Annotated in this window: 28 protein-coding genes; 19 read left to right on the top strand and 9 right to left on the bottom strand. The window is 62.8% G+C overall.

Annotated features, from left to right (window positions below):
- Positions 1 to 45 precede the first annotated feature (45 nt).
- Positions 46 to 642, top strand: coding sequence for a sugar O-acetyltransferase (locus BUB23_RS01755; RefSeq protein ID WP_073101344.1), 597 nt, complete (start codon positions 46 to 48; stop codon positions 640 to 642).
- A complete protein-coding gene (locus BUB23_RS01750) occupies positions 633 to 971 on the top strand; it encodes a thioredoxin family protein (RefSeq protein WP_073101343.1) in 339 nt (112 codons plus the stop codon). The genes BUB23_RS01755 and BUB23_RS01750 overlap by 10 nt, the downstream gene beginning before the upstream one ends.
- An 11-nt stretch (positions 972 to 982) precedes the next feature.
- Here BUB23_RS01750 and BUB23_RS01745 read toward each other — a convergent pair whose 3' ends face one another.
- Together BUB23_RS01745 and sodC are read right to left on the bottom strand one after the other, a co-directional pair.
- Complete coding sequence (locus BUB23_RS01745; protein ID WP_245801144.1) at positions 983 to 1,555, bottom strand: MlaC/ttg2D family ABC transporter substrate-binding protein; 573 nt, start codon at positions 1,553 to 1,555, stop codon at positions 983 to 985.
- A 111-nt stretch (positions 1,556 to 1,666) separates the two neighbouring features.
- A complete protein-coding gene (gene sodC / locus BUB23_RS01740; RefSeq protein WP_073101341.1) occupies positions 1,667 to 2,197 on the bottom strand; it encodes a superoxide dismutase family protein in 531 nt (176 codons plus the stop codon).
- 168 nt (positions 2,198 to 2,365) lie between these two features.
- Here sodC and BUB23_RS01735 point away from each other — a divergent pair, with 168 nt between their 5' ends.
- The 3 genes from BUB23_RS01735 (at position 2,366) to BUB23_RS01725 (ending at position 3,919) form a co-directional block, all read left to right on the top strand.
- Positions 2,366 to 2,785, top strand: a complete 420-nt coding sequence (locus BUB23_RS01735) for a CBS domain-containing protein (RefSeq protein WP_073101340.1) — start codon at positions 2,366 to 2,368, stop codon at positions 2,783 to 2,785.
- Complete coding sequence (locus BUB23_RS01730; RefSeq protein ID WP_073101339.1) at positions 2,785 to 3,441, top strand: metallophosphoesterase; 657 nt, start codon at positions 2,785 to 2,787, stop codon at positions 3,439 to 3,441. The genes BUB23_RS01735 and BUB23_RS01730 overlap by 1 nt, the downstream gene beginning before the upstream one ends.
- Before the next feature lie 106 nt (positions 3,442 to 3,547).
- Entirely contained in the window at positions 3,548 to 3,919 is a 372-nt protein-coding gene (locus BUB23_RS01725; RefSeq protein WP_245801128.1) for a YgiW/YdeI family stress tolerance OB fold protein, read from the top strand.
- 32 nt (positions 3,920 to 3,951) lie between these two features.
- Here the strand turns inward: BUB23_RS01725 and BUB23_RS27530 are convergent, their stop codons facing one another.
- Positions 3,952 to 4,086, bottom strand: a complete 135-nt coding sequence (locus tag BUB23_RS27530) for a glycine zipper domain-containing protein (protein WP_281255533.1) — start codon at positions 4,084 to 4,086, stop codon at positions 3,952 to 3,954.
- 355 nt (positions 4,087 to 4,441) lie between these two features.
- Here BUB23_RS27530 and bioF point away from each other — a divergent pair, with 355 nt between their 5' ends.
- The 3 genes from bioF to bioD are packed head-to-tail and all read left to right on the top strand — an operon-like array spanning position 4,442 to position 7,710.
- Positions 4,442 to 5,611, top strand: a complete 1,170-nt coding sequence (bioF, locus tag BUB23_RS01720) for an 8-amino-7-oxononanoate synthase (protein WP_073101338.1) — start codon at positions 4,442 to 4,444, stop codon at positions 5,609 to 5,611.
- Positions 5,604 to 6,974 carry an adenosylmethionine--8-amino-7-oxononanoate transaminase gene (gene bioA / locus BUB23_RS01715; RefSeq protein ID WP_073101337.1) on the top strand — a complete coding sequence of 457 codons (1,371 nt, stop codon included), beginning with the start codon at positions 5,604 to 5,606 and terminating at the stop codon, positions 6,972 to 6,974. The genes bioF and bioA overlap by 8 nt, the downstream gene beginning before the upstream one ends.
- Positions 6,967 to 7,710: a dethiobiotin synthase gene (gene bioD / locus BUB23_RS01710; RefSeq protein ID WP_073101336.1), complete on the top strand. Its 744-nt coding sequence runs from the start codon at positions 6,967 to 6,969 to the stop codon at positions 7,708 to 7,710. The genes bioA and bioD overlap by 8 nt, the downstream gene beginning before the upstream one ends.
- 5 nt (positions 7,711 to 7,715) lie before the next feature.
- On the opposite strand, the gene BUB23_RS01705 is transcribed toward bioD, so the two are convergent.
- Positions 7,716 to 8,216 (bottom strand): hypothetical protein, encoded by a 501-nt coding sequence (locus BUB23_RS01705; protein WP_073101335.1) that lies wholly within the window; start codon positions 8,214 to 8,216, stop codon positions 7,716 to 7,718.
- A gap of 234 nt (positions 8,217 to 8,450) precedes the next feature.
- On the opposite strand from BUB23_RS01705, the gene BUB23_RS01700 reads away from it, so the two are divergent.
- Together BUB23_RS01700 and BUB23_RS26590 are read left to right on the top strand one after the other, a co-directional pair.
- Positions 8,451 to 8,888 carry a DUF3597 domain-containing protein gene (locus BUB23_RS01700; protein ID WP_073101334.1) on the top strand — a complete coding sequence of 146 codons (438 nt, stop codon included), beginning with the start codon at positions 8,451 to 8,453 and terminating at the stop codon, positions 8,886 to 8,888.
- 66 nt (positions 8,889 to 8,954) lie between these two features.
- On the top strand, positions 8,955 to 9,374 hold the full coding sequence (locus BUB23_RS26590; protein ID WP_143160842.1) for a hypothetical protein: 420 nt from the start codon (positions 8,955 to 8,957) through the stop codon (positions 9,372 to 9,374).
- Positions 9,375 to 9,826: 452 nt separating this feature from the next.
- On the opposite strand, the gene BUB23_RS01685 is transcribed toward BUB23_RS26590, so the two are convergent.
- A complete protein-coding gene (locus tag BUB23_RS01685) occupies positions 9,827 to 11,704 on the bottom strand; it encodes an ABC transporter ATP-binding protein (RefSeq protein ID WP_084135630.1) in 1,878 nt (625 codons plus the stop codon).
- A gap of 398 nt (positions 11,705 to 12,102) precedes the next feature.
- Between BUB23_RS01685 and BUB23_RS01680 the strand changes: the two genes are divergently transcribed.
- Positions 12,103 to 12,894, top strand: coding sequence for a class I SAM-dependent methyltransferase (locus tag BUB23_RS01680; RefSeq protein ID WP_073101331.1), 792 nt, complete (start codon positions 12,103 to 12,105; stop codon positions 12,892 to 12,894).
- A gap of 31 nt (positions 12,895 to 12,925) precedes the next feature.
- Here the strand turns inward: BUB23_RS01680 and BUB23_RS01675 are convergent, their stop codons facing one another.
- Positions 12,926 to 14,395 (bottom strand): MFS transporter, encoded by a 1,470-nt coding sequence (locus tag BUB23_RS01675; RefSeq protein WP_073101329.1) that lies wholly within the window; start codon positions 14,393 to 14,395, stop codon positions 12,926 to 12,928.
- Positions 14,396 to 14,575: 180 nt separating this feature from the next.
- Here BUB23_RS01675 and BUB23_RS01670 point away from each other — a divergent pair, with 180 nt between their 5' ends.
- The 4 genes from BUB23_RS01670 (at position 14,576) to BUB23_RS01655 (ending at position 18,184) form a co-directional block, all read left to right on the top strand.
- Entirely contained in the window at positions 14,576 to 14,953 is a 378-nt protein-coding gene (locus BUB23_RS01670; protein ID WP_073101327.1) for a c-type cytochrome, read from the top strand.
- A 2-nt stretch (positions 14,954 to 14,955) separates the two neighbouring features.
- Positions 14,956 to 16,251: an NAD(P)/FAD-dependent oxidoreductase gene (locus BUB23_RS01665; protein ID WP_073101325.1), complete on the top strand. Its 1,296-nt coding sequence runs from the start codon at positions 14,956 to 14,958 to the stop codon at positions 16,249 to 16,251.
- 13 nt (positions 16,252 to 16,264) lie between these two features.
- Positions 16,265 to 17,302 (top strand): YeeE/YedE family protein, encoded by a 1,038-nt coding sequence (locus BUB23_RS01660; protein WP_073101323.1) that lies wholly within the window; start codon positions 16,265 to 16,267, stop codon positions 17,300 to 17,302.
- 72 nt (positions 17,303 to 17,374) lie between these two features.
- Positions 17,375 to 18,184 carry a thiosulfate oxidation carrier protein SoxY gene (locus BUB23_RS01655; protein WP_073101321.1) on the top strand — a complete coding sequence of 270 codons (810 nt, stop codon included), beginning with the start codon at positions 17,375 to 17,377 and terminating at the stop codon, positions 18,182 to 18,184.
- Between the two features lie 336 nt (positions 18,185 to 18,520).
- On the opposite strand, the gene BUB23_RS01650 is transcribed toward BUB23_RS01655, so the two are convergent.
- Positions 18,521 to 19,126: an RES family NAD+ phosphorylase gene (locus BUB23_RS01650; protein ID WP_073101319.1), complete on the bottom strand. Its 606-nt coding sequence runs from the start codon at positions 19,124 to 19,126 to the stop codon at positions 18,521 to 18,523.
- On the bottom strand, positions 19,123 to 19,803 hold the full coding sequence (locus tag BUB23_RS01645; protein WP_073101317.1) for a hypothetical protein: 681 nt from the start codon (positions 19,801 to 19,803) through the stop codon (positions 19,123 to 19,125). Before BUB23_RS01645 ends, BUB23_RS01650 begins: the two co-directional genes overlap by 4 nt.
- A 1,439-nt stretch (positions 19,804 to 21,242) precedes the next feature.
- On the opposite strand from BUB23_RS01645, the gene BUB23_RS26580 reads away from it, so the two are divergent.
- The 4 genes from BUB23_RS26580 (at position 21,243) to BUB23_RS01625 (ending at position 23,176) form a co-directional block, all read left to right on the top strand.
- Positions 21,243 to 21,545 carry a hypothetical protein gene (locus BUB23_RS26580; protein WP_143160840.1) on the top strand — a complete coding sequence of 101 codons (303 nt, stop codon included), beginning with the start codon at positions 21,243 to 21,245 and terminating at the stop codon, positions 21,543 to 21,545.
- Positions 21,546 to 21,549: 4 nt separating this feature from the next.
- Positions 21,550 to 21,837: a toxin-antitoxin system TumE family protein gene (locus tag BUB23_RS01635; protein ID WP_073101313.1), complete on the top strand. Its 288-nt coding sequence runs from the start codon at positions 21,550 to 21,552 to the stop codon at positions 21,835 to 21,837.
- Positions 21,834 to 22,208, top strand: a complete 375-nt coding sequence (locus BUB23_RS01630; protein WP_073101311.1) for an HVO_A0114 family putative DNA-binding protein — start codon at positions 21,834 to 21,836, stop codon at positions 22,206 to 22,208. Before BUB23_RS01635 ends, BUB23_RS01630 begins: the two co-directional genes overlap by 4 nt.
- A 536-nt stretch (positions 22,209 to 22,744) precedes the next feature.
- A complete protein-coding gene (locus BUB23_RS01625) occupies positions 22,745 to 23,176 on the top strand; it encodes a hypothetical protein (RefSeq protein ID WP_073101309.1) in 432 nt (143 codons plus the stop codon).
- Between the two features lie 108 nt (positions 23,177 to 23,284).
- Here the strand turns inward: BUB23_RS01625 and BUB23_RS01620 are convergent, their stop codons facing one another.
- Complete coding sequence (locus BUB23_RS01620; protein ID WP_073101307.1) at positions 23,285 to 24,157, bottom strand: AraC family transcriptional regulator; 873 nt, start codon at positions 24,155 to 24,157, stop codon at positions 23,285 to 23,287.
- Positions 24,158 to 24,256: the final 99 nt, after the last annotated feature.

Raw genomic sequence — 24,256 nt, 5'->3', positions numbered from 1 at the left:
ATGGGGATAAAGTACGACATATGGCCAAACTGGAGGCGACCCTGCATGAATGGACTCTTCGACAATGACAGCCGCAGCAACCGCGAAAGAATGCTTGCCGGCGACCCCTATATCGCCGATGATCCCGAGCTTGCGGCCGCGTCCCGGCGGGCGATGGAGCTCGCGCATCGCTATGGCGAGGTCTATCCGGCCGACCGCGAGGCGGCGCGGCCTTTTCTGGAAGCCCTGCTCGGGGCTATCGCGCCTGACGCGCAGGTCAGGCCGCCGCTCTATGTGGACTACGGCTCGCATATCACCATCGGAGCTCGGACCTTCATCAATTATGGGCTCGTCGCGCTGGACGTCGCCGCTATCGCGATCGGAAACGACGTGCAGATAGGCCCGAATGTGCAATTGCTCACGCCCACGCACCCGATAGACCCCGACGCCAGGCGCAGCAAGCTGGAAGCCGCCAAACCCATAGTCATAGGCGATAACGTCTGGCTGGGCGGGGGCGCGATAGTCCTGCCCGGGGTGAGTATCGGCGAGAACAGTGTCATTGGCGCCGGCTCGGTCGTCACCAAGGATATTCCCGCAAACACCGTCGCGGTGGGCAATCCGGCGCGGGTAATTCGCCATTCAGGGGAAGCGCTATGCCCATGATCCACGACTATGCGGCTGTCGAGCCCGTCCGCGCCGATATCGACGCGCTGGCGGGGCCGACCCTGCTGGAATTCGGCGCGCCGTGGTGTGGCTATTGCCGCGCCGCACAGCCAGCCATCGCTTCGGCCTTTGCCGAACACACTGCCATCCGCCATATCAAGGTGGAGGACGGCAGCGGCCGCCCCTTGGGCCGTTCGTTTGCCGTCAAGCTCTGGCCGACCCTGATCTTCCTGCGCGACGGCAAGGAGCAGGCGAGGCTGGTGCGCCCCACGGATGCCGGCGCCATCGCCCGGGCCCTGGCGCTGATCGACGGCGCAAGCCCGCCCTAGCGCTTCCAGGGCTATCGATTCTTGCGGTTCAGCGCCGCAATCAAGCCGTCGATCCCGTCTTGCCTGACCTGCTGCGAAAACTGGTTCCGGTAGTTTTGTATCAGCCAGATGCCTTCCACATTCAGGTCGTAAATCTTCCAGCCCTGGGCCGTGTTTTCCAGGCGGTAGTCGACGGCGACCGCGGGGCCGTTGTGTTGTGAAAAAATCGTGCGCACCACGACGTCCCGGGCGTCGAGGTCGCCGCGGAAGGGCAGGACGTTCAGGGCGGCGATTTTATCGACATTGGCCAGCGCGCCGGCGTAGGTGCGGATGAGCGTGCCCCTGAAAGCATCGACGAGATCGCTCTTCTGCTGCGCGGTGGCGCTGCGCCAGCTTTGTCCGGCGGCCAGGCGGGTGGTCTTTTCGAAATTCACATAGGGCAGCAGGTATTGGTCTATCAGCTCATTGATGCGGCGCAGGTCGCCCTGTTTCGCCGCGGCATCGCTGCGCACGGCATTCAAGGCGTTGTTGCCGACGCTTTGAACGAAATCATTGGGCGCCGCCTGGGGATCGACGGCTTGCTGGGCGCTGGCGGCGCCGGCCATGCAGAGCGGGACCAGGGCCGCCAGGGCGGCAAACAGGAAGCGCCGGCGCCTGCTTTCGATGCGCGCAGGAAAACCGGGCAGGAGTGAGGATTGCGAATTCATGGCTCCAGCCTATTGCATTATGACTCCGCAAGCAATGCGGGCGCCGCCGCCGCCCAGTTCCTGGGGGTGGTCCGAATGATTGTCGCCGCCTTGGTGCACCATCAGGGCGTGCCCGGCGACATCGCTCAGCTTGCGCAGGCGCGGAGCCATGACGGGATTGCCGGCATTGCCCTGGGCGTCCACATAGAGCGCCGGCAGGTCGCCCAAATGGCCATCGCCCCAGGGGAATCCATGTTTGCCGGTATTTTCGGGATCGAGGTGGCCGCCGGCCGCGCCCGCGGCGGTCGGCTTGCCGTCCTTGTCCGCTGGCTCGCAGCTGGCCTTCTGATGGACATGGAAACCATGGATTCCCGGCGCAAGGCCTTTCAGCTGGGGCGTGAACACCAGCCCATACTTGGATTCGGATATGGTGACCGTGCCGGCCGAGGCCGCGGCGCCTTTCTCGTTCACCTCGTGCATTTGCACCACGACATCGGCGCGCGCAAGCGCGGCCACGCAAATGCCCGCGGATATCGCAATTGTGCTTAGAATGGTCTTCATGGTTTCTCCTGTAAGGGTGCTTGCGGCCCGTTGCCCGCCGCGGCGCAGGCAAGCAAGTGGCATGCCGCTTGCCCTCGGCTCAATGGGGGAGGCCGCCGCGCGCAGGGCAGGGCCTCGGGTAAAACCTTTCCAAATGTTTTTCTTGATGGATTAAACTGGGAGATATCTATGCAGCAGCTTAAAGATGTAATGACTCATAATGTCAAGATCCTTAATCCCGACGCAACGATAAAGGATGCCGCGCGGCAGATGCGCGACGGCGGTTTTGGCCTTATGCCGATAGGCGAGCATGACCGGATGATAGGAGTCATCTCGGACCGCGACATTGTCATCCGCGCGGTTGCGCAGGGCAGCGATCCGAATACCAAGGTGCGCGACCTCATGTCCGACACGATAATGTGGGCTTACGAGAACGATTCAGTTGAGCAGGCATGCAAAATCATGAGCCAGAACCAGATCCGGCGCCTGCCTATCGTCAATGCGGACAAGCGGCTCGTGGGCATCGTCGCCCTGGGCGATCTGGCTGTCGACGCGGCCGATACCGAGGCCGCGAGCCAGGCGCTGTCGGGAATTTCGCGACCCGGATAATGATCAGGCACTTCGGGAAAAACGCGGCGGGGCGCGATTTCGTGGTGGGCGACATACACGGCTATTTCAGCCGTCTTCAAGAGGCGCTCGCCGCCTGCGGCTTCGCGCCCGGTAAAGACCGGCTGTTCAGCGTCGGCGATCTGGTGGACCGCGGCCCGGAATGCGAGCTCGCGCTGGATTGGCTGGCCCAGCCCTGGTTCCATGCCGTGCGCGGCAACCATGAAGACTACGCGATACGCCACAGCCTGACCGGGCGCGTCGATGTGGACAATTACATGGCCAATGGCGGCGGATGGTTTCTGGGGCTGCCGGCGCAGCGCCAGAAGGAGTTCGGCCTGGCTTTCGACAAGCTGCCCTACGCCATCGAAGTCGAAACCGCCAAGGGCCTGGTCGGGGTCCTGCATGCGGATTGCCCGGTGCGCGACTGGAAGGACTTGCCGGCGGCCCTGGCCGGGAAGCCAGGCCGCATGACGACCATCTGGTCGCGCGAGCGCACCCAGTACAGCGATCAAAGCGTCGTACAGAACGTCTACGCCGTGATAGTGGGGCATACGCCGCTGCGCGAGGTGGTCGCGCTGGGGAATGTGGTTCATATCGATACCGGCGGATGGCTGGAGCAGGGCCATTTCACCCTGCTGGACATCGGCGTCCTGTGACGGCGGTCCAGGCGCCGCCGCGGCAACAATTCCTCACGCCGGCGCGGTCGCCCGGCCCCCATGCGCATGCTAGGATGGCTCTGGACTCAACCAAAAGGAGCAATACATGAGCAAATCCAAAATGAAGGCTGCCTTTGCCGTTGTCGCCCTGGGAGCCGCCAGCGCCTTCCTCGCGCCGGCCAGCGCGCAATATACCGGGCCTTCGGAAAAGGTGAGCGCGGCATCGGTCGCCGACGTCCTTGAAAAGTCCAAAGACGACGATAAGGTGATGCTCACGGGCATGCTGGTCAGGAAGGTGTCCGACGAAAAATATATGTTTTCCGATGGCACGGGGGAAGTGCAGGTGGAGATCGATGACAAGATCTTCCCCAAGGCGCCCGTAAATGAGACGACCAAGGTCCGCATCAATGGCGAGGTCGACAAGGGGTTTGCCGGCAAGGTGGAAGTCGACGCGAAGTCAGTGCAGATATTGCAATAAATAGCCGCGGCGGCCGGCGCATGCCGGCTCCGTCAGCCGCGATTGGCGAGATTCAGCGCCAGGCCGATGGCAATGCCGATTCCAATGCCGCCGGTGATATTGTCCATCGCGCTGCCTATGGCCGCGCCTATCGCCACACCGATGGCTATCCAGGCTCCCGTATTCATTCACCAACGATAGCACGCCCGCCGGGACGGCTTCATTGCCAAATGTTGTCGCCGCCCGCGTCAAAGCCCGCGGCGGCCTGGAGCCGTCTCAATTGCATACAATTTTGCCGGCCGGGAAGATAGCCGCAGATAGCCCGCGGTTGAATTTTGAAATCCGAATTTTACCCAGGTGTAGGCTAAAAACCGTCATCTTCGCCCAACCATACGTCAAAGCCGGTGTTGCATAAGGGCGCTCTGAACCCATACCATGCTCCATCCAATAACGAATACAAGGGCTGGGCGTGACGACACTTCAAATCATTTCTTCGCAGCGGCAGCTGGGCCGCAGCCGCAAGGCGCTACCGGAGCGGGCGGCATGGGCGATTTGATAACCGACATAGCCGCCCAGCTGGCGCAATTGCAGGAGCGCAAGCTGCTGCGCCTGCGGCGCTCCGTGGAGGGGCCGCAAGGGCCTTGCCTGACCGTCGGGGGCGAGCGCTACCTGGCGTTCTGCAGCAATGATTATCTTGGCCTGGCGAACCACCCCGCGCTGATTGCCGCGGCCCATCGCGGCCTCGACCACTATGGCGTCGGCGCGTCGGCATCAGCCTTGATCAGCGGGCACAGCGGGGCGATGGAACAATTGGAAGCTGCGCTGGCGGCCTTTGTCGGCATGCCCAGGGCGCTCTATTTTTCCAATGGCTATATGGCCAATATGGGGATAGTCCCGGCCCTGGCCGGACGGGGCGACAGCATATTTTCCGATAGCCTGAATCACGCCTGCCTGATCGACGGCGCGCGTTTGTCCAAGGCCGACGTGCACATCTACGCGCATAGCGATATGGCGCAGCTGGAAGCGCTGTTGGCGCAAAGCGCCAGCCCCCGCAAACTGATCCTTAGCGACGCCGTATTCAGCATGGACGGCGATATTGCGCGCGTGCCCGAACTCGTAGCGCTTTGCGAGCGCCATGACGCCTGGCTGTTGCTGGATGACGCGCACGGTTTCGGCGTGCTGGGTCCGCAGGGCAGGGGCAGCCTGGCCCATTTCGGCCTCGCCTCGCGGCGCGTGCTGTACATGGGCACGCTGGGCAAGGCCGCGGGGGTCGCGGGGGCTTTTGTCGCCGGCGATGCGACACTGGTCGAATGGCTATTGCAGCGGGCGCGCACCTATGTGTTCACCACCGCCAGCCCGCCCCTGCTGGCCAGCGCCTTGCTGGCCGCGCTCGATCTGTTGCGCTCGGGCGACGAGCGCCAGCAGCATCTGCGCCGCCTGGGCCGGCAATTGCAGGACGGCCTGGCGGGCCTGCCATGGCGCTTGTTGCCCTCGCAGACCGCGATACACGCGCTTATCGTCGAGGATAACGCCCTGGCCCTGGACTTGATGCAAGGGCTGCGCGAACAGGGCATCTGGGTGCCCGCCATCCGGCCCCCGACAGTGCCCGACAATACCGCCCGCCTGCGCATATCATTGTCCGCCGCGCATTCCACGGAACAAGTCGCGCGCCTGGTCGCCGCCTTGAAAGTATTGGCGGCCCGGCATGCGTGATGAAGCCGGCAAGTCGGACATGGTCCGGCGCAGCCTGAAAAGCGTCTGGCATCCCTGCACCCAGATGCAGCACCACCAGACGGTTCCGCTGGTCGCGGTCAGCCACGGCCGCGGCGCCTGGCTATATGACGCCGATGGCAGGCGCTATCTGGACGCCATCAGTTCCTGGTGGGTCAACCTGTTCGGCCATGCCAATCCGCGCATCAACGCGCAGCTCAAAGATCAACTGGATAAGCTCGAACACGCCATGCTGGCGGGGTTTACGCATGAGCCGGTGATCCGTTTGTCGGAATGCCTGGCGGCGCGCACCGGCAACGCATTGGGCCACTGTTTCTATGCGTCGGACGGGGCCTCGGCCGTGGAGATCGCGCTGAAAATGAGCTTCCATTCCTGGCGCAATGCCGGTCATGGCGCCAAGCAGGAATTCATTTGCCTGAAGGGAAGCTATCATGGGGAAACCATAGGCGCGCTGGCGGTCACCGATGTGGCCTTGTTCCGCGATGCCTACGGCCCCTTGCTGCGGCAGGCGCATGTCGTCATGTCGCCCGATGCGCGCGGCGCCTTGCCGGGCGAAAGCGCCGCGGACGTGGCGCGCCGCGCCGCCGCCGCGCTGGAGTCCTTGCTGCAGCAGCGCGCGGGGCATATCGCCGCGCTCATCGTCGAGCCCCTGGTGCAATGCGCCACGGGCATGGCGATGCATGATCCGGTCTATCTTGCGCTGGCGCGCGCTTTATGCGATCGCTACCAGGTCCACCTGATATTCGACGAGATCGCCGTCGGTTGCGGCCGCAGCGGCACCTTCTTCGCGTCCGAGCAGGCCCCGGCGAGCGGCGCCGATGGCGCCCCGGTCTGGCCCGACCTGCTGTGCCTGTCCAAAGGCATCAGCGGCGGCTACCTGCCCTTGTCGCTGGTCATGGCGACGGAGGCGATCTACCAGGCCTTCTACGACGCGGACGTGACCCGCGGCTTTCTGCATTCCCATTCGTATACCGGCAATCCCCTGGCTTGCCGCGCGGCCCTGGCCACGCTGGAAATCTTCGAGCAGGACGATGTGCTCAACGCCAATCGGCGGCGCGCGCAGCGCATCACGGCTGCCTTGCGCCCGCTGGCGGCGCATGAGCGGGTGCGCGATTTCCGGCAGCGCGGCATGATCTGGGCGTTCGACGCCGCGCTGGACGATCCCGCCGCGGCCGCCGGCTTTTCACAGCGATTTTTCGCCGAGGCGCTGGCAAACGAACTGCTGCTGCGGCCGATAGGGCGCACGGTCTACCTGATGCCGCCATATATTCTCGATGATGGCGAATGCGACCTATTGGCGGCGCGCACCGCCGCGGTGTTTGAAAGCGTGATGGCCCATGCCTGATCCAGCCTGTTCCTATTTTGTCGCCGGCACCGATACCGAAATCGGCAAAACGCTGGTCGCCAGCAGCCTGCTATACGCCTTGGCGCAAGCCGGCGTGCGCGCGGCCGGCATGAAACCCGTGGCCGCCGGCGCCGATCTGCGCGGCGGCGTCTGGCATAACGATGACGCCGATGCCTTGGCCGCCCAGGCCAGCGTGGCGCTGCCGGCATCGCTGGCGACGCCTTACCTGCTGCGCCAGCCCACGGCGCCGCACATCGCCGCGGCGCTGGAGGGCCGTATGATAGATCTGGCGCACATCCTGGCCTGCTACAGGCAGGCCGCTCTGCGCGCCGAGGCGGTAGTGGTCGAAGGCGTGGGCGGCTTCCGGGTTCCCTTGAATGCGGCCTTCGATACGGCTGATCTGGCCCGGCAGCTGGGCTTGCCGGTGATACTGGTGGTCGGCTTGCGCCTGGGCTGCATCAGCCATGCGCTGCTGACGGCCGAGGCCATTGCCGCGCGCGGGCTGCGGCTGGCCGCATGGGTGGCCAATACCGTCGATGCCGACCTGCCCAATAGCGCGGCAACCGTGGAGGCGCTTGCCTCGCGCATCGCCGCGCCGCTGCTGGGCATCATCCCCAGGCTGCCCGCCCCATCGCGCCCGGGGGCGCAACTGGCGCCTGCCGCCGCCCGCCATCTGGATTTCGCCCGGCTGCCGGGCTGGCCCGCCGGCTCGCCCGGCGCGGTCGATGGGGGCTGACGGAATCAGCCATTGACCATGCTGAACACTGTCGACCTGAACTGTTTGAAGAGCCCCAGGAAGTTTTGAATGTCCACGCTGGGCGCGGCAATCTTGGGAAGCTCGAGTATCGAGTCCAGCATGGCGTCGACCTGCTGGTGCATCTTTCCAACGCGGGGCCAGTATGCGGCTGCGTCGTCGGGCGACTTTTCCAGTTCCGCCAAGGCGCGCAGCTTCAGGTATTGGGGACGCCCCGTCAGGCCGGACGATCGCAGCGCCGCCAGGCTGACCCGGTCCAGTTCATTGTGCAACTGCTCGAACCTGGCATAGACATATTCCCGGAACACGGCCAGGGCCTCTTCCCGCAATTCGAGGAATAGCGGCGGCGCGTCCGCGGGCCGCGGATGATCCAGCTGCAGTTGATTATTCAGCAGGTCGAGCAGGAATCGCCTGGCGGCGTCCATGAATTCATGAAGCTGCTCTTTGCCTGGGTCCTCTTGGCGGGCTAGTTCAGTGAAGTAGGGCATCGTGGTCACTCTCCGCGGTTACATTGAGATTCCATCGTAGTAATTCAGTAATGATTCGCCCATCCGCCGCTTGCCGGTGCGGGGCACATCCATTCGGCCGGTCATTGCGCGCAATCCGCGCGCGCGCCTCTGCGCTTTGGGCCGAACGGCGAAGGGAAAGCGCAAGGGCACGGGACTTGCTAGGACTCTACAGCGGCGCCACGCCGTTACGCCTATTCAGAAAGGAGTACGCTTATGTCTATTTTCAAGAGCATCCTCGCCAAGATATTTCCTTCGGCGCATCCAGCCGACAGCCCGCCTGCGCCAACGGCGGCGCCCGCCCCTGGAACGGGAAGCTCCGCGGCGGCGCCGGCCCCCGCAGGCGGCGCCGCGGGCACTTCCGCTCCCGGCACACCGCAAACCCCGGCCAGCCAGCCGGTCGATGTCGAGGCGGTTCTGACCGAGATGCAGTCCAAGCATCCGGAAAAACTCAACTGGAAGACCTCCATCGTCGACCTGCTCAAGCTCCTGGGCCTCGACAGCAGCCTGGCTGCGCGCAAGCAGCTTGCGGCCGAACTGCATTACACGGGAAGTACCGATGATTCCGCAGCCATGAATACCTGGCTGCACAAGGAAGTCATGCGCAAATTCGGCGAGAACGGCGGCAAAGTTCCCGCCGACTTAAAGGATTAGAGGGGCCGCTGCGTCCTCTATGACTCATTACGATAACTGGCGGCATCTGACAAAAAGGTGGTTTTTATGAAAATGCTACAAAAGACGCTTTTGATTTCGGCCATGTTGGCCATTCCGTTCGCGGCGGCCAACGCGCAGGGCACCCAGCAGCCGGGCGAGGCCCTGGACAGCGCGGTGCCTTCCCCGAACTCTCCGCCGACCAAGGCTCCTTCCACCAGTGTGCCGCCCGCCTCGGCCACCGCGCCGGGCGAGGCGCCGCAAAGCACCGTCCCCGGAACCGACAAGCCCGCGACGACCGGCACGCCCAACCCGAGGCTGCATGGCCAGGACAGGACGTCGTCATCCGTGCCGACTTCTCCCGGCCAGCCGGCGCAAACCGCGCCATCATCCAATGTGCCGCCCTCGGGCGCGCCGATGCGCACAGGTTCGGATTCCTCGTCCAACGAAGGCTCCAACACCACAGTGGGCACCGACAAGCGCCAATAGGCGCTTTCAGCCGCCGCGCGGTCTGTTCACGGGTCTGGCCGCCAACGGCGTGAAGGCGCCGCGGCGCGGCGCCGCGCGCGGGACTGCTCGCGCCGGCCGGCGCGAGCAGTCCTTCTGGTCTGCGGAAAGGGCGGCTTGCGTTATCGGTACGCGGCCGCAGCCTTGGCGCGCCGGCTGTTGCCTGGCGCCCGGGCCCGGCGGGAGGGCCGCCTCGGCACTGTGTTGCGCGATGTGTCCTTGCTTTCCCTCTGGTCCCGCCAATGCATGAGCGCGAGAAGGCCAAGCAGGAGCGCGCCCACGCTGTATAGAATCAGCGGGATGCTGTCATTCGACATAGGTATCTCCATTTTGGGACAGGTAGATTCTTTCAACTCTTGAGACCTCTCGTAGCAAATAACGTTCCCGGCGCCTGCCTGATTTCTGGTTTATTTTGTTGATTGGCTGCCTTTTCGTCAGGCCGCCGCCACGGTTGCGGGCAACGCCGATGCGGCCGGGCTCGTTTCCCGGCCTGCATCCCTCGCGTCCTCGTGCGAAAACCCTTTGGTCAATTCCAGGGCCTGGCGTTCGAACAGGCGCCGGTACAAGCCATGTTCCAGCCGGATCAAGGTTTCGTGGCTGCCTTCCTCGACGACCCGGCCGCGGTCCAGCACCAGCAGCCGGTCCAGGGCGCGCACCGTGGAAAGCCGATGGGCGACGACCAGCGTGGTGCGGCCCACCATCAGCCTTTCCATGGCCTGCTGGATGAGCACTTCGCTCTCGCTGTCCAGGCTGGAGGTCGCTTCATCCAGAATCAGGATAGGCGCGTCCGCCAGGAAGGCCCGCGCGATGGCTACGCGCTGGCGTTCGCCGCCCGACAGCTTGACACCGCGTTCGCCCACGAGGGTTCCATAGCCATTGGGCAAAGCGGCGATGAAATCATGCGCGCTGGCCAGCCTGGCCGCGGCCTCGATCTGGGCGGGGGTGGCCCCGGGGCGGGCATAGGCGATGTTCTCGGCCAGCGAGCGGTGGAACAATACCGGTTCCTGCTGGACGATGGCGATCTGCTTGCGCAGCGAGGCCTGCCGCACATTGGCGATATCCTGCCCGTCTATGCTGATGCTGCCCTCATTGATGTCATACAGGCGCTGGATCAGCTTGATGAATGTCGTCTTGCCCGACCCCGAGTGCCCGACCAGCCCCACGCGTTCACCGGGAGCGATACGCATCGAGAAATTCGAATACAGCGGCCTGGAATGGGTTCCGTAGCGGAAGGTGACATTGTCGAAGCGGATCTCGCCCTTGCCGATGGCAATGGGGCCGGCCCCGGGCTTGTCTTCAACGCCCAGGGACTGGCGCTCGAGCGACACAAGTTCTTCCATATCGTTGACCGAGCGCTGCAAGTTGCGGATGTGCATGCCTACATCGCGCAAATATCCTTCCAGCATGAAGAACATGGTCAGGGCGAAAGTGATATCGCCCACGCTGGCCTGGTTGCGGACCCACAGCAGGAGCGCCGCGCCGAGGATGGACGCCTGCATGGCCACCAGCATGCCGCCTTGCACCCCGCCATTGAAAGTGCCGCGCATCCATGTGCGCCGGGTGCGGCTGCGCCACTTGCCGACGACCTTGGCGAGCCGCACCTCTTCGCGCGCCTCGGCGCCAAAGGCCTTGACCACCGGGTTGCAGCCGACCGCGTCGGCCAAGGCGCCGCCCATCCTGGTATCCCAGGCGTTGGCCAGGCGCGCGGCCGGCGCGACAAAGCCCAGCGAAAGCGCGACCGTGACGCCGATGTAGAGCAGCGAACCGATGCCTACGACCGCGCCCATCAGGGGCCAATGCACGCCCAGCAGAACGGTCGCGCCGACCAGCATGACGACCGACGGAAAAAGCGCGATCAGCAGCGTGTCATTGAGCAGATCCAGCGCCCACATGCCGCGGGTGATCTTGCGCACCGTGGAGCCGGCGAAGCTGTTGGCATGCCAGTCGGTCGAGAAACGCTGGACCCGGTGGAAGGCGTTGGCGGCGATATCGCTCATCATCTTGAGGGTGAGCGATATGATGTTCAGGTAGACCAACTGGCGCAGCAGGGTGCCGCCCAGCCCGAGCGCGGCCAGCAGCCAGAACGCCGCCGTCGCCGCATTCCAGGCGATCTCGTCGCTGGCCGCGCCGGAAGCCACGGCGTCGACCAGCCGCCCCGCGAACAAGGGGGTCAGCACGTCCGCGAGGGCCGAAAGCAGGACCAGCGCCGCAATGCAGAAGATGCGCCAGGGCTGTTTGCCCCAATGCAGAAAGGTGAAGCCGAGGACGTCCTTGAAGGCGGGTCCCCGGAAATCGAATGTTTTGCGAGTCATTTACCGCTCCCCGGAGACGCCAGGCGTTCCAGGGTTCCATTGGTTGGGAAACGAAAAGAGACTTCGAGCAGCGCCGGAAAGATTCCGGCGCGGGCTTGCGGCAGTCTGGGTATTGCGCAGGCGGGCAGCGGCCCGCCCAGGCGAGTGGCGACTTAAGGCCGCGCGGTGCCGTGAGGAATGACGCTCTGCGTTGTGGACATGGAACGCCTCCCTGGGTGATGAGTGAAGAGAGAATTTTGCTGACGGGCAAAAGCCTGACGTGATATTTTAACAAGCCGCCGACACGGGTCGCAACAGCGCGGGACCAGGATGTAGTGCGCCAACAACAAGGCTCGACACAAGCGCTGGCCGCCGGCGCCGATGCCCTGACTCGGCAAACAGCAATTGAAAGGAGCATCATGCCGATCGAAAAAACACAGCAAGCCATACACCATGCCGCGGCGGATGGCTATACGGCGGCGGCCGACACTTATGCCCGCGGCCGGCCGGATTATCCGCCCGGAGTCGCGGACTGGCTGCGCGATTCCCTGGGTCTCCAAGCCGGAAAGACGGTCGTGGATCTCGGCGCCGGCACGGGAAAATTCACCCATCGCCTGGCGGCGACCGGCGCGCGGGTGATTGCCATCGAACCGGTGGCGCAAATGCGCGAAAAGCTGTCGGAGGCGCTGCCGCAGGTCCAGGCCCTCGCCGGCACGGCGCAATCCATGGGCTTGCCCGACGCATCGGCGGACGCCGTGGTCTGCGCGCAGGCCTTTCACTGGTTTGCAGGCGCCGAGGCGCTTGCCGAAATCCGCCGCGTCCTGAAACCAGGCGGCAAGCTGGGGCTGGTCTGGAACATGCGGGACGCGCGCGTCGAGTGGGTGGCGCAACTCGACCGGATCGTCAACCAGGCCGAAGGCGATACGCCGCGCTACTACACGGGCGCATGGCGCAGCGCATTCCCGTTTCCGGGATTTGGCCCGCTGCATGAAGAACATTTTTCACACGGCCATACCGGCGCGCCTGAAGACGTCATCATCAACAGAGTCGCGTCGACCAGCTTTATCGCGGCGCTGGCGCCGCGGGAACGGGCGGAAATCGACGGGCAGGTAAGGGCATTGATTGCCGCGCAGCCGGCGCTGCGCGGCAAGCCGGTCGTGACGGTTCCCTATGAAACCGCCGCTTTCCACACCGTCAAGCTCGCTGAATGACCTGGGCAAGGAAACCGCGGTCCGCGCGCAGTTAGCGGTCTTGCGCCCGCCGCGGCGTAGAGGTCAGGGGCGCGGCGATGTCTTCGAGCGAACGGCGCTCCGCATCGACGGCGTAGCGCAGCGCGATAAAGCCCGCGGCAATGACCAGGGCCGCGCCGAAAGCATAGCCCCCGGCGACCGCGGCGGGCTGGCCGCTTTCTATCAGGGCGCCGAAAAGCACCGGCCCGACGACGCCTCCGGCCCCTGTTCCGGCCGCATAGAACAGGGAAATCGCCAGCGCCCGCATTTCCAGCGGGAAGACCTCGCTGACCGTGAGATACGCCGAGCTGGCCGCCGCCGAGGCCAGGAAGAAAACCACCGACCAGCATAGCGCCTGGCCGCGGGCATCCAGCCAGCCCTCCAGGAAAGCCCATCCCGTCAGCGCGAGCCCTACGCCTGCCAGTATGTAGGTGAGGGCGATCATCTTGCGCCGTCCCACCCGGTCGAATAGCGGCCCCAGCACCAATGGGCCCAGGACATTGCCCAGCGCGAACGGAAAGATGTAAAGCCCCACGCGGTTGTCGGGCACGCCGTAGAAGCGCGTCAGCACCAGCGCATAGGTGAAGAAGATGGCGTTATAGAAAAACGCCTGCGACACCATCAGGGCAAGGGCCACGGCGCTGCGGCGCCGGTACATGTGCAGGAACACATGCACGATTTCACCCAGGCGGGGCGCGATGCGGGCGCCCAGTCGGACCCGGGCATCCCTGGGCACCGGCGGCAGCGCGCCATGCCGGGCCGCGACGCGGGCTTCGATGTCGGCGACGATGCGCTCGGCTTCCTCGGCCCGGCCATGCACGAGCAGCCACCGCGGGCTCTCGGGCACGTCGCGGCGAACCAGCACGATGGCCAGGGCCAGCACCGCCCCCAGGATGAATCCCAGCCGCCAGCCCCATTCGACCGGCACGATGGCTTCGTCCAGCACCACCAGGCTCAAGCCCGCGCCCAGGGCCGCGCCCACCCAGAAGCTGCCGTTAATCGCCAGGCTGACGCGGCCGCGCACGCGCGCCGGCACCAGTTCGTCGATGGCGGAATTGATCGCCGCGTATTCCCCGCCTATCCCCAGCCCGGTGGCGAAGCGGCACAGGGCGAAGAACCAGGCCTGGGTCGCGAACCCCGTCGCCAGGGTGGCGATCATATAGACGGTCAGCGTGATGAGAAAAAGCTTCTTGCGGCCTAGCACGTCGGCCGAGCGGCCGAAAACCAGTGCGCCGATCACCGCGCCGGCGATATAGAGCGAACCCGCCCAGCCGACCTGGGCGGCGCTCAGCCCCAATGTTTCCGGCCGCTCGAGAATGCTGCCGAACGAGCCCACGAGCGTGACTTCGAGGCCATCGAGCACCCAGGCCACGCCAAGCGCGATCACGACGCGCCAATGCCACGCCGACCACGGCAGGCGGTCCAGGCGCGCCGGTATGTCGGTGCAGGGGCCGGGCGTGGCGCGGGCGCAGGCGGCGGTCATCGGGTCATCCAGAGGAATTGCGATGCCTACATCTTACCGGCAACCACGCAAGGCGGCAGCCCGCTGGAAAACCATTGCAAATTCCTTACGGTCATAAGTACGAGCGTAAAAGGTCGTTTGAATCGCAGCGCCGTTTCGTTACCATGCGTTACCTTACTACTGACTGAACAAGGGAAAATTATGCGTACAGCTTTCAGAACGGCGCGCGCGGGCGCCCTGCTGTCAGCCCTCCTGGCAGGGGCCGCGCCGCTGCCCGCGGCGGCGGCTGAATCGACATTCGACGTAACGGTTCTGGCGGCCGCCTGTGCCAATTGCCACGGGACGGACGGGCGCTCGCCTGGCGGCATTCCCTCGATCGCCGGACGGCCCGAGGCCATCCTGAGCAGCCAGTTGCAGGCATTCAAGTCGGATGCGCCACCGGCCAACACGACGATCATGAATCGGCTCGTCCGGGGTTTCAGCGACGACGAGCTCAACGCGCTTGCCCGCCATTTCTCGCAAGTCAGGTCGCAAGCCCCATCCCAGTCTCCATCCCAGTCCGGCAAAAGGGGCCACTAAACATGAATAGCTCAAAAACATTTTCGCGCCGCCAGTGGCTGGCCCGTGTCGGCAAGGCAAGCGCCGCCGGGGCCCTGCTGTTTTCCGTAGCGGGCCATGCGCGTGCGTCGGCGGGCCGCGTGGTGGTAATCGGCGGCGGATTCGGCGGCGCCACCGCGGCCAAGTACATCAAGCGGCGCAATCCGGCCATCGAGGTCACGCTGGTCGAGCCGTCCAAGACCTACTACACCTGCCCCTTCAGCAACCTGTATCTGGGCGGGCTGCGCACCTTTGAACAACAAGGCCACGGTTTTGCCGAGCTGCGTGCCCTGGGCGTGAATGTCATCCACGATCACGCCTCGGGCGTGGATGCGGGCGCAAGAAAAGTCAGCCTCGCGGCGGGCCGGGTATTGAGCTATGACAAGCTGCTGCTGTCGCCCGGCATCGACTTTCGCTGGAACGCGCTGGAGGGCTACGATGAGGCAGCCTCGGCGCTGGCGCCGCATGCCTGGAAGGCGGGCAAACAATCCGTCCTGCTCAGGAAACAGCTGGAAGCCATGCCGGACGGCGGCACCTTTCTGATGGCGGCTCCGGCCAACCCCTTCCGCTGCCCGCCGGGGCCCTACGAGCGGGTCAGCATGGTGGCGCACTACCTGAAGCGCAATAAGCCCAAATCAAAGATCCTGATCCTGGATTCCAAGGATGCGTTCTCCAAACAGGGGCTATTCCAGGCGGGCTGGGAACGGTTCTACGGCGACCTGATCGAGTGGGTGCCGCTGGCCAAGGACGGCAAAGTCGTTCGCGTGGATGCCAAGCAGCGCTCTGTCGAGACCGAGTTCGGCCATATCCATACCGCAGACGTGCTCAATATCATCCCGCCGCAGAAGGCAGGCGCGATTGCCGAGCAGGCGGGCGTGACCAACCAGAGCGGCTGGGTGCCGGTCAATCACCAGACTTTCGAATCCGAGCTCATCGCCGGCATCTACGTGGTGGGCGATGCCACCGTTGCGGCGCCCATGCCCAAGTCGGGCTTCTCCGCCAACGCCCAGGCCAAGGTGGCGGCGGCCGCCATCGTAAACGCGCTGGCCGGCAAGCCGCCGGCGCAAGCCTCTTTCGCCAATACCTGCTACAGCCTGATCGCGCCTGACTACGGGATCTCCGTCGCGCACCTTTATAAGCTGAAGGACGGCAAGCTGGCGGAAGCATCGGGCGGGGTCAGCCCCAAGGAGGCGGACGACAATTTCCGCAAGCTCGAAGCCGAGTATGGCGCGGCATGGTACAGCGCCATTGCCTTCGACACTTGGGGAACGCGCAGCTGAGCCATCCAAATTGATGCTGTCGCCACTTGAACTTGCGCTCTGGGCGGGGCTGGCCATAGGCCTGGTTTTCGGCGCCTGCGGCCAGGCGAGCGGATTCTGCCTGCAACGCGGCCTCGCCGAATATTGGTCGGGCCGCGCCGGCTACAAGCTCCACGCCTTCGCGTTGGCGCTGGCCATCGCGCTGATAGGCACGCACGCGGTTGCGGCGGCGGGCCTGGTGGACCTCGGCCAGTCGCTGTATATGATGCCTTCGTTCTCCTGGCTGCTGCTGCCCTTGGGAGGGCTGATGTTCGGCTATGGCATGGGCTTGGCCAACGGTTGCGGCGCCCGCGCGCTGGTATTGCTGGGCCAGGGTAATCTCAGGTCCTTCGTCGTGCTGCTGTGCCTGGGCATCGGCGCCTACATGACGCTTACGGGCATCGTCGCGCCGCTGCGTGTGTGGGTGTCGGAATTGACCAGTGTTACCCCGTCTTCGATCGCCGTGCCCGGCGGCCTGCCGCGGTCCCTGGTGGTTTGGGGCGTGGCGGCGGCGCTTGCATGCTTTGCCTTCCGGTCGCGCGAATCGGGGCGGCGCGCCGCGGACCTGGCCGGCGGGGCCGTCGTCGGCCTGCTGGTCGTGGCAGGCTGGCTTGCCACCGGCTGGCTGGGGGCCGACGACTTCGAACCGGTGCCCGTGGCATCGCTGACGTTCATCGCGCCCATCGGCGACACCATCCAGTATGCAATGATAGCCAGCGGCATGAGCTTGCGGTTCGGCGTGACCGTGGTGCTGGGCGCGCTGGCCGGCTCTTTGCTTGCCGCCATCCTGCGTGGCCGGTGCAGGCTCGAGGGTTTCGAGTCGGCGCGCCAGATGCGGCGCCATATGGCGGGCGGTGTCCTGATGGGCGCGGGCGGTGCGCTGGCGTTCGGCTGTTCGATCGGCCAGGGGCTGACAGGCCTGTCCACCCTGGCCTATAGTTCCATGATTTCGGCGCTCGCCATCGTAATCGGCGCGCGCCTCGCATGGCAGCGCGCGTCAGGGCCGGGTGCCGATGTTTCCCCCACCCTATAAACAGCTGGCCCGCCCGGGATACCGCCTTACACGGAGCGCGAGATTTTCGCGTATGACCTGATGACTCCTTGCATGACCGAGCCCGACAAGGCTTATTTCATGACGCGCCGCGCCGTGCTGCGGTTTGCGCTCGCCGGCGCAAGCGGCGCGCTGCTCGCGTCCCCGCCTGCGCGCGCGCAGACCTGGCGTCAAGTGGCCGCCGTCCGCAACCATATAGGCGACGCGACCGTGTTGACCGGCGGCCTGCTCATCGGCTTGCCGCTGGTCGCGGAAGATGGCTCTGCCGTTCCGCTGGAGATCAAGTCCGACAAGAGGCTCATCGCGGCGCCCATACGGCATCTCGAAATTTTTGCGCCACGCAACCCCACCCCTGAAGTGGCGGCATTCGATTTCGGGCCGGAGGTCGCTACGCTGAATATCGCCACCCGCATCCGCCTGAGCGAATCGCAGACGGTGATCGTGGTGGCGCATGGCAGCGACGGCCGGATCTTCATCGCGGAACGCGAAGTGCGTGTCACCACCAGCGGCTGTATCGCGCCTGCTCAATCCGACCGATCCGAGGAGATGAAAGCGCGGGTCCGCATGCCCAGAAGCTGGCAAGCAGGGGCTTCTGGCGAAGTGCTGACCATGATCAGCCATCCCATGGCGACGGGTCTGGCAAAAGATGCTCAGGGCAATACGCCGCCACAGCGAATCATCGAGACTTTCGAGGCGACACTGGACGGCAGGCCCCTGGTCAAGGCCAGATATCACCGCTCGCTCGCCGTCAATCCCTACCTGCGATTTGACGTGGCGCCCCAGCGGGGGGGCGACATGCGCTTCAAGTGGACGGAAGATACCGGCCGCAGCACGGAACACAAGGAAATCGTCCGTCTCGACTAGAGGGTGTTCATCGATCGCCGATGTCTCCCGGCTGTCCCCCACCGCCTGGATAGAACAATGTCTGATGGCCAGGGCGGGCAGGATATTGGGCCCCTTGGACCTGCTGATCGCTACGCATGCCGCAAGCCTGGATGCCGTGCTGGTGACAAGCGACCAAGCCATTCGTCAAATGGCAGATCTGCACATCGAGAGCTGGGCGCGCTGATCGGCCGGGATCGCGGGGCGGCTGGCGCCACTGCGCCATATTTTGCGGCCCTGCCGGCATTTCCGCCTATCAATGAAAATCCCTGCTTTTCGTCGCCAGGGAGCCATGGTGCGAGATGAGGAGTTGGCGTGCTAGTACGGTTGAATGCGAAATAGCCGGAATACATCGGCTGAGCCGGGATAGGTAGTCAACGGTGTGGTGTGTGGGCTTTGGGCAAATCGCTTGCGGGTACGGTCGAAGACGACGACGGCGCATTCATTATTGAGGTGGCGCGAAACGTAGAGAAAGCCATCGACCTTTGCAGGATGGTCGTGGACAGCCAACGAACAAGCCTGTGGAAGATCGTAGGGCAAGATGGTGGAAAGCGAACCGTCCGCGCCCAATCGCTTGAGATGAGCGCCCGTAAGGTTCGCTAACTGCAGGGGCGTGCCAGTGAATCGTACCACCTGTCTGTCCAACTCGGCCAATGGCAAGGAAAATGCCCCACGGTGTGCGACCCGATCATGCAAAACCGTTTCGGCGAAAGCGCATTGCAAGGTCAGTCCAAAGTAGCATGTTCCAAACCGCCGTGCAGGCGCAAGCGTATGGCGGGGGTCGTCGTAGCGGTTCAACCCGGATTTGCCAAAATGAGGTTCGCCACTTTTGTGGCGGCTGATCCGAAAGAGCCTCGCCGGACCGATGGCAATCACCGGCAAATCGAGCGACGAAAAATCGACCGACGGCCCTTGCAGCGTCAACGCGATGCCTCTTCGGCGAAAGCTTTGGCGCTGCGCATGACATCATCCACCTTGCCTTTACGAAGCGCATCCAATGCACTCATCCCGCTCAGCGAGCCTCGCGCCGAGGTGAAGAAATCCCATTTCGTCCAACCCGGCAGGCGGCCGAGTTGCCTGGAAACTTTCTCCAGCGTCGCACGATCCACCGACCCGTCGGCGAAGAAGGCGGGGTAGTAGACGTCGCCCTCCACGTCGACCGTAAATAGCCGCCCGCTGCGCGTCGCGGCGCTGACCGCCTGGCGCGTGAGCGAGAGCGCCTGCCACAATTGCGCACTGGAAATGAGCGCTTTCTTTCTTACCAGCGCTCGCCGATTGCGTTGGGCCTGTTCTGACAAAGCTTGGATCGAGACCGTGTCCTCCCCGAGCAACGGTGTGCCGAGTTGTTTGTCCAGAGGAGCGATGACTGTCCCACCGCCTCGTGCCGAATCGTCTTCTGAGAGCAGCGTGGATGATGACAGCAGCCGCCTGAACTTCGAAATACGAGACTTCAGACGGCGGCCAAGTTGTTCGTCCGACATTTCCAGCAGCAATTCCACCCCTTCTGCATACGTGGCAGCCCCCGCTGCGCTCGATAGCGCGCGTTCAGCCTTCTCGGTTGCTTGCTTGGTGGAATACTCTTTGAGGGCGGCATTACTCACTTCCTACCTCCTTGTGTGCTCTGACCTTGTCCGAGTATAGTGGATTATGGCAATCAAGACAATCAAGACAATTTTCTTGATGTCAATCGGACAACTTCTATTTTGAGGATCCTCATATTGAAAGCCTCGTAGTTCTGATGTGAGAAGGCTGGCAAATTGGGTGCAAGCTATGCGTCGCTTGTGTTGTTTTGTCCAGACTTCCAGGGCAACACGCATGCGCACCGCCGATGTCGGGTCGGTGTGATTGGCCCTTTCGCGTCGAGTATGTCTGGCCGTACGGGAAAAGACAGGTTTCGTTCAAGGTTTGACACGCTGTATGGCAAGCGGATCGATAGCCCGTTCGGTGTTCGTTATCGGTAAACCTGAAGAACGGATTGGTTCGGACTGCGCTGTCGCCGCATGCAGCGGGCTGCAGTATGTGTTAATACCTTGCGGAATGAGAGGGCATAAGGCTCCAGCTTGGGAGGGTGTGCGATAGGCCTCTGTATCGTTCGACCTCATTCTGCATTTCCACGTCTAGCGGGCTACCGCCGAACCGGATGACGTCATACAGACCGCTATGGACGGGTTGACCATTTTTTCCGGTCAACCTCTCCAACCACTTTTGAATTTCCGCCTCTGGTTTCATCGTATGTCACCTTGGAATGTGTCTGGTGCAGAGCAGATGACACTGATTATCGGCAGAGCTGCTCCATTTGCCTCGCATTCGGCGCATCATTGTACCCATACCAGCATGAGTGGACGTGATATCACCCTCATACTCTTCGCTCGGCCCTAACGGAGCCACGCCTCGATTAGCTCGACATCGCAGCCCGCCAGTCCGGTGGACACACATGGAGGTCAAGAGGGTTTCCGTTGATACCAAGAGGCGCCCAATGCTTATACTTCTTAGACGCGGATATCGTGATCCAATTGCGCACGCAGAAAATCCGACTGCATAATCTGAAGCATGTGATCCGCGTGAAACTGCCGTTCTCGGGTGGCCTGCGTGTTCGGTCGACTCTCGGGCGGCAAGCGTCAGACGTGGCACCTACTTCATTGCCGAGGCGATATCCATAGGGATGGTTGTTGGCGCTGAACACGACGTCGTTACCTGGCCGGTTTGGCGATGGGCACCGTAGTCAATATATCCAAGGCGGCGAGATTCGTGGATACCAGTTCTTCACACCAATACTCCGACAGCTAAGTCCCTCTGTCGATGATTGCCACAATAGAGATTGAGAAGTCCCGGCGCTGCCCATCAATGAAAATCCCCGCTTTTCGTCGCCAGGGCGCCCGGCAGGCGCGAGGTCAATAGTTTCCTCCGATGCTGAGGAGGCCATTCTCCTGTACTAAACCAATGCAATCGAGAACGATACATCCTGCGCGCTAACGTCGCCGGCGGTCAAGGGTCCGAAAGCCAAGCGAAGTTCCACGATCCAGCCGGCTATCGCTACACATTGACTCGTCGTGGCGCGCTGGCGTATGAGTTGGAGATTCGCAGGCCTAAATATCGCCAGCTTACTCACTCCACAGTCATCTGCGACTATTCGAAAACCGTCTCTGGCATCGAGCGCATCCGGCCTTGCGCCGCTACTCGGGGGGGCAAAGCTGGACTGGCCGCCCATTGGCATGCCGCCACCGACGGGGATGACCCCGGTCGTCTGCTGGCCATGATGCATCAGTACGACAATGAAAAACTGGCGGTGCCTGTCCCTGGTGTTGTTGCTATTGACAACAAGAGAAAGCGTTGTCACAATTGACAACATGAAAGCCAAGCTCATCATGGACCACAAAACGGTGGATGCCGATGGTGCCATCGTGCAACTAATAGTCTGGAAAGTGCCTGTGCCAGTGCCACCGACGACCCATGGTCTCAAGTATCGATTGGTTTACGCCTGCAACGGTCAACGTATAGTCGGTTTCGACAATGAGCGCGGCAAGGGCGATCACATGCACTTGGACGGGCAGGAACTGCCATACCAGTTCACCAGCCTGGAGCAATTGATCGACGATTTTATTTCCGAAGTCGATAAGCGTAGGAAGGCATTATGAAACGTACACTCACTATTACTACGGGCAAAAACTGGAAGGACGCGCTGCGCGTCGCCGGCCAGCGTGCGGCCCATGGCATTGCCACAGGCGAATACCAGGGCGAAAGCCTCAATTTCGAGTCGCCAGCCGCCTTTTTTGGTCAGTTGTCCGAGCTGCGCTGGCAGATGGTGCGCGAAATGATGGGTAGCGGCACGGTTGGCGTGCGCGAACTTGCGCGTCGTCTGAATCGCGGTGTCAAGCGTGTGCACGAAGATGCGCAGGTGCTGGTCGCCCTGGGGCTGCTGGAGAAAGATGATAGCGGCGCGTTGCTTTGCCCATTCGACGATATTCACGTCGACATGCATGTAACGCCATTGGAGGAAGTGGCTTAGCAGTTGGGGCTGCTGCATAGACGACTTGCAGGAGCGGGTGAAGGATCTCTGATATGGACGAAAAACGCTACGCTGAACCCAAGCACAAGGCTGCCGCAGGAAGATTTTGCGGCGGCGATCAACGTCAGAGTGCGTACGCTGCAAAATTGGGAGCAGCGACGCCGCGCACTCACCGGCCTGACAGTTGCGCTGCTCAAGGCCGTGGCATCTGCGCCCGACATGGTTCTCAAAGCATTGCACCATTAGCCGCTCGGTTTCCTCTTCTTTTGTGATCTGCTGCGTGCGGCCGCGAGTGAAATCGGTCACGGCCGCATTCCTTACAATGATCCATCTGATCCGGTGGCCAGCCTATTCAATAAGCCGTTCGCCACTGCCTGGCATGAAGCCTCTGAATTGTTGACTGCACGATGTCGCATCCGAGAGGGCCATATCGTGGCTCTATAAGTAAGATTGAGCTGACCACATTTTCGGCCTCATCAAGACACCCAACGGAATAGCGCTGCGCTCCATCGATATATTCTGTTCCCATTTCATTTATGGGTAAGAAAATCATCTCTCTTTTTGCCAAAATGCTCGATCGGCTGATCGGGCCGGGCATGCGCAATGAGTCCATCACGGATCTGACCAAAGCATCAAAGGTTGGTAAATCGACGCTCGCTCGCGCCAGGAAAGCGGAAGCCGCGACACGGATAAATACCTTGGAAGATATTGCCAAGCCATACGGGCTCGAAGCATGGTCATTGGTGTCCGATGTTGATCCGGATCAGCCGCCGGCGTTGATGACGAAGGAGGTTGAGTTAAGGAGCTGGCCACTCGACGGGTCCATCGAATACGACCGGATCGCACGGCTGGATGAATCCCAATTGGAATTAATTTCCAAGGTGCTGGACCCAATTCTCAAACAATACGAAGCTGGAGCAAGGAGTCCGGCCACGCCAAAAGGTCGTCGGCCCAAAGACGCAGTGTGAAGTGAAATTACCAGAACTTCGCTCTCGCCAAATTCGAGCGCTGCGGCTCGCTGAAATGGTTTAAGCGCGAATTGCAGTGTAAAACCAGGCAGGCCGTTGAATCAGCAATTATCCCCGTTGCGTCTGACTGATAGCCATCATTTCTTCATCAGGCCGCCGCAGCTGTAATCGCCTCGAACGGGACAGTGATCCAGGTGTCAGGCCGTAGGTCGCAGCAAAGTGGCGCGTTAAATGGCTTTGATCCGCAAAGCCCGCAAGATAAGCTGCACTGAGAACCGAATGACCAGACATGATTAACCGGCGCGCCATCTGCAGTTGGCGCTGAAGACGATAGGCGTGCGGCGGCAACTGCGTAGCGGCTTTGAACGCCCGTAGGAAATGAAACGGGCTCAAACCGGCTTCGGCCGCCAGCTCTGCTAGCGTCACGGGTACTTCCGGGTGGGCATCAATGCGTTCCTTGGCTCTTGCCAACTCTTTGGATAGCAGGGGCAATTGAATTGCAGGAGATTTTCCAAACAAAGGCGTCAGGATCTGAAAGAGTTCCTGATCAAGGATCTCGTGCCGTGGTCCCAGTGCCGAAGTGGTAAGTGCTGCATACAGGCGGTGGAACGCACCGACTGCAGATGGGTGATTGAGAACCGGATAGATGAACTCAGCCTGTGGGCTGTGTCCCATGGCCTTGGCTGTCTGCGCGATCAGCGCAGGATCAAGATAAAGCATACGCCACGTGCGCGACTCACCGGCAACAGGCCTGCCATCGTGGACCTCGTTGGGATTGACCGTGATCAGATTTCCCGGCGTAGCCCGCACTTGGCCACGGCCACTCGCGGAGTCCTGCGCACCACGCATAACCACGCCTATTCCGAATTGATCATGGGTATGCCGCCTGAATGATCGGTCGGATGATGCCTCTACTGCTGTCACACTGGACAGCCCTGAGGCGCCGGCTTTGAACCGGTTTGGGGCGACTTGCTGGGTCATGTTCCATCCCTGTTCCGTCGGCGATGCCGTAACGACAGGCCGATCTCCCGCCAAACGTCAGGAGCCAACTTTCAACCGGATTATTGCTTCGCCGGTTGG

This window comes from Pollutimonas bauzanensis, assembly GCF_900129885.1.
GTDB classification, from domain to species: Bacteria; Pseudomonadota; Gammaproteobacteria; order Burkholderiales; family Burkholderiaceae_B; genus Pollutimonas; species Pollutimonas bauzanensis.
This window is presented reverse-complemented; position numbering and strand designations above follow the sequence as displayed.

Bases quoted from the DNA above. Each gene is read 5' to 3' on its own strand.
- BUB23_RS01705 (WP_073101335.1), bottom strand. From the start codon at position 8,216: ATGCCCTACTTCACTGAACTAGCCCGCCAAGAGGACCCAGGCAAAGAG.
- BUB23_RS01655 (WP_073101321.1), top strand. From the start codon at position 17,375: ATGACCGAGCCCGACAAGGCTTATTTCATGACGCGCCGCGCCGTGCTG.
- BUB23_RS01670 (WP_073101327.1), top strand. From the start codon at position 14,576: ATGCGTACAGCTTTCAGAACGGCGCGCGCGGGCGCCCTGCTGTCAGCC.
- BUB23_RS26590 (WP_143160842.1), top strand. From the start codon at position 8,955: ATGAAAATGCTACAAAAGACGCTTTTGATTTCGGCCATGTTGGCCATT.
- BUB23_RS01730 (WP_073101339.1), top strand. From the start codon at position 2,785: ATGATCAGGCACTTCGGGAAAAACGCGGCGGGGCGCGATTTCGTGGTG.
- BUB23_RS01675 (WP_073101329.1), bottom strand. From the start codon at position 14,395: ATGACCGCCGCCTGCGCCCGCGCCACGCCCGGCCCCTGCACCGACATA.
- BUB23_RS01700 (WP_073101334.1), top strand. From the start codon at position 8,451: ATGTCTATTTTCAAGAGCATCCTCGCCAAGATATTTCCTTCGGCGCAT.
- BUB23_RS01750 (WP_073101343.1), top strand. From the start codon at position 633: ATGCCCATGATCCACGACTATGCGGCTGTCGAGCCCGTCCGCGCCGAT.
- BUB23_RS27530 (WP_281255533.1), bottom strand. From the start codon at position 4,086: ATGAATACGGGAGCCTGGATAGCCATCGGTGTGGCGATAGGCGCGGCC.
- bioA (WP_073101337.1), top strand. From the start codon at position 5,604: ATGCGTGATGAAGCCGGCAAGTCGGACATGGTCCGGCGCAGCCTGAAA.
- sodC (WP_073101341.1), bottom strand. From the start codon at position 2,197: ATGAAGACCATTCTAAGCACAATTGCGATATCCGCGGGCATTTGCGTG.
- BUB23_RS01665 (WP_073101325.1), top strand. From the start codon at position 14,956: ATGAATAGCTCAAAAACATTTTCGCGCCGCCAGTGGCTGGCCCGTGTC.
- BUB23_RS01685 (WP_084135630.1), bottom strand. From the start codon at position 11,704: ATGACTCGCAAAACATTCGATTTCCGGGGACCCGCCTTCAAGGACGTC.
- BUB23_RS01660 (WP_073101323.1), top strand. From the start codon at position 16,265: ATGCTGTCGCCACTTGAACTTGCGCTCTGGGCGGGGCTGGCCATAGGC.
- BUB23_RS01680 (WP_073101331.1), top strand. From the start codon at position 12,103: ATGCCGATCGAAAAAACACAGCAAGCCATACACCATGCCGCGGCGGAT.
- BUB23_RS01735 (WP_073101340.1), top strand. From the start codon at position 2,366: ATGCAGCAGCTTAAAGATGTAATGACTCATAATGTCAAGATCCTTAAT.
- BUB23_RS01755 (WP_073101344.1), top strand. From the start codon at position 46: ATGAATGGACTCTTCGACAATGACAGCCGCAGCAACCGCGAAAGAATG.
- BUB23_RS01625 (WP_073101309.1), top strand. From the start codon at position 22,745: ATGGGTAAGAAAATCATCTCTCTTTTTGCCAAAATGCTCGATCGGCTG.
- BUB23_RS01745 (WP_245801144.1), bottom strand. From the start codon at position 1,555: ATGGCCGGCGCCGCCAGCGCCCAGCAAGCCGTCGATCCCCAGGCGGCG.
- bioF (WP_073101338.1), top strand. From the start codon at position 4,442: ATGGGCGATTTGATAACCGACATAGCCGCCCAGCTGGCGCAATTGCAG.
- BUB23_RS01630 (WP_073101311.1), top strand. From the start codon at position 21,834: ATGAAACGTACACTCACTATTACTACGGGCAAAAACTGGAAGGACGCG.
- bioD (WP_073101336.1), top strand. From the start codon at position 6,967: ATGCCTGATCCAGCCTGTTCCTATTTTGTCGCCGGCACCGATACCGAA.
- BUB23_RS01635 (WP_073101313.1), top strand. From the start codon at position 21,550: ATGAAAGCCAAGCTCATCATGGACCACAAAACGGTGGATGCCGATGGT.
- BUB23_RS01725 (WP_245801128.1), top strand. From the start codon at position 3,548: ATGAGCAAATCCAAAATGAAGGCTGCCTTTGCCGTTGTCGCCCTGGGA.
- BUB23_RS01620 (WP_073101307.1), bottom strand. From the start codon at position 24,157: ATGACCCAGCAAGTCGCCCCAAACCGGTTCAAAGCCGGCGCCTCAGGG.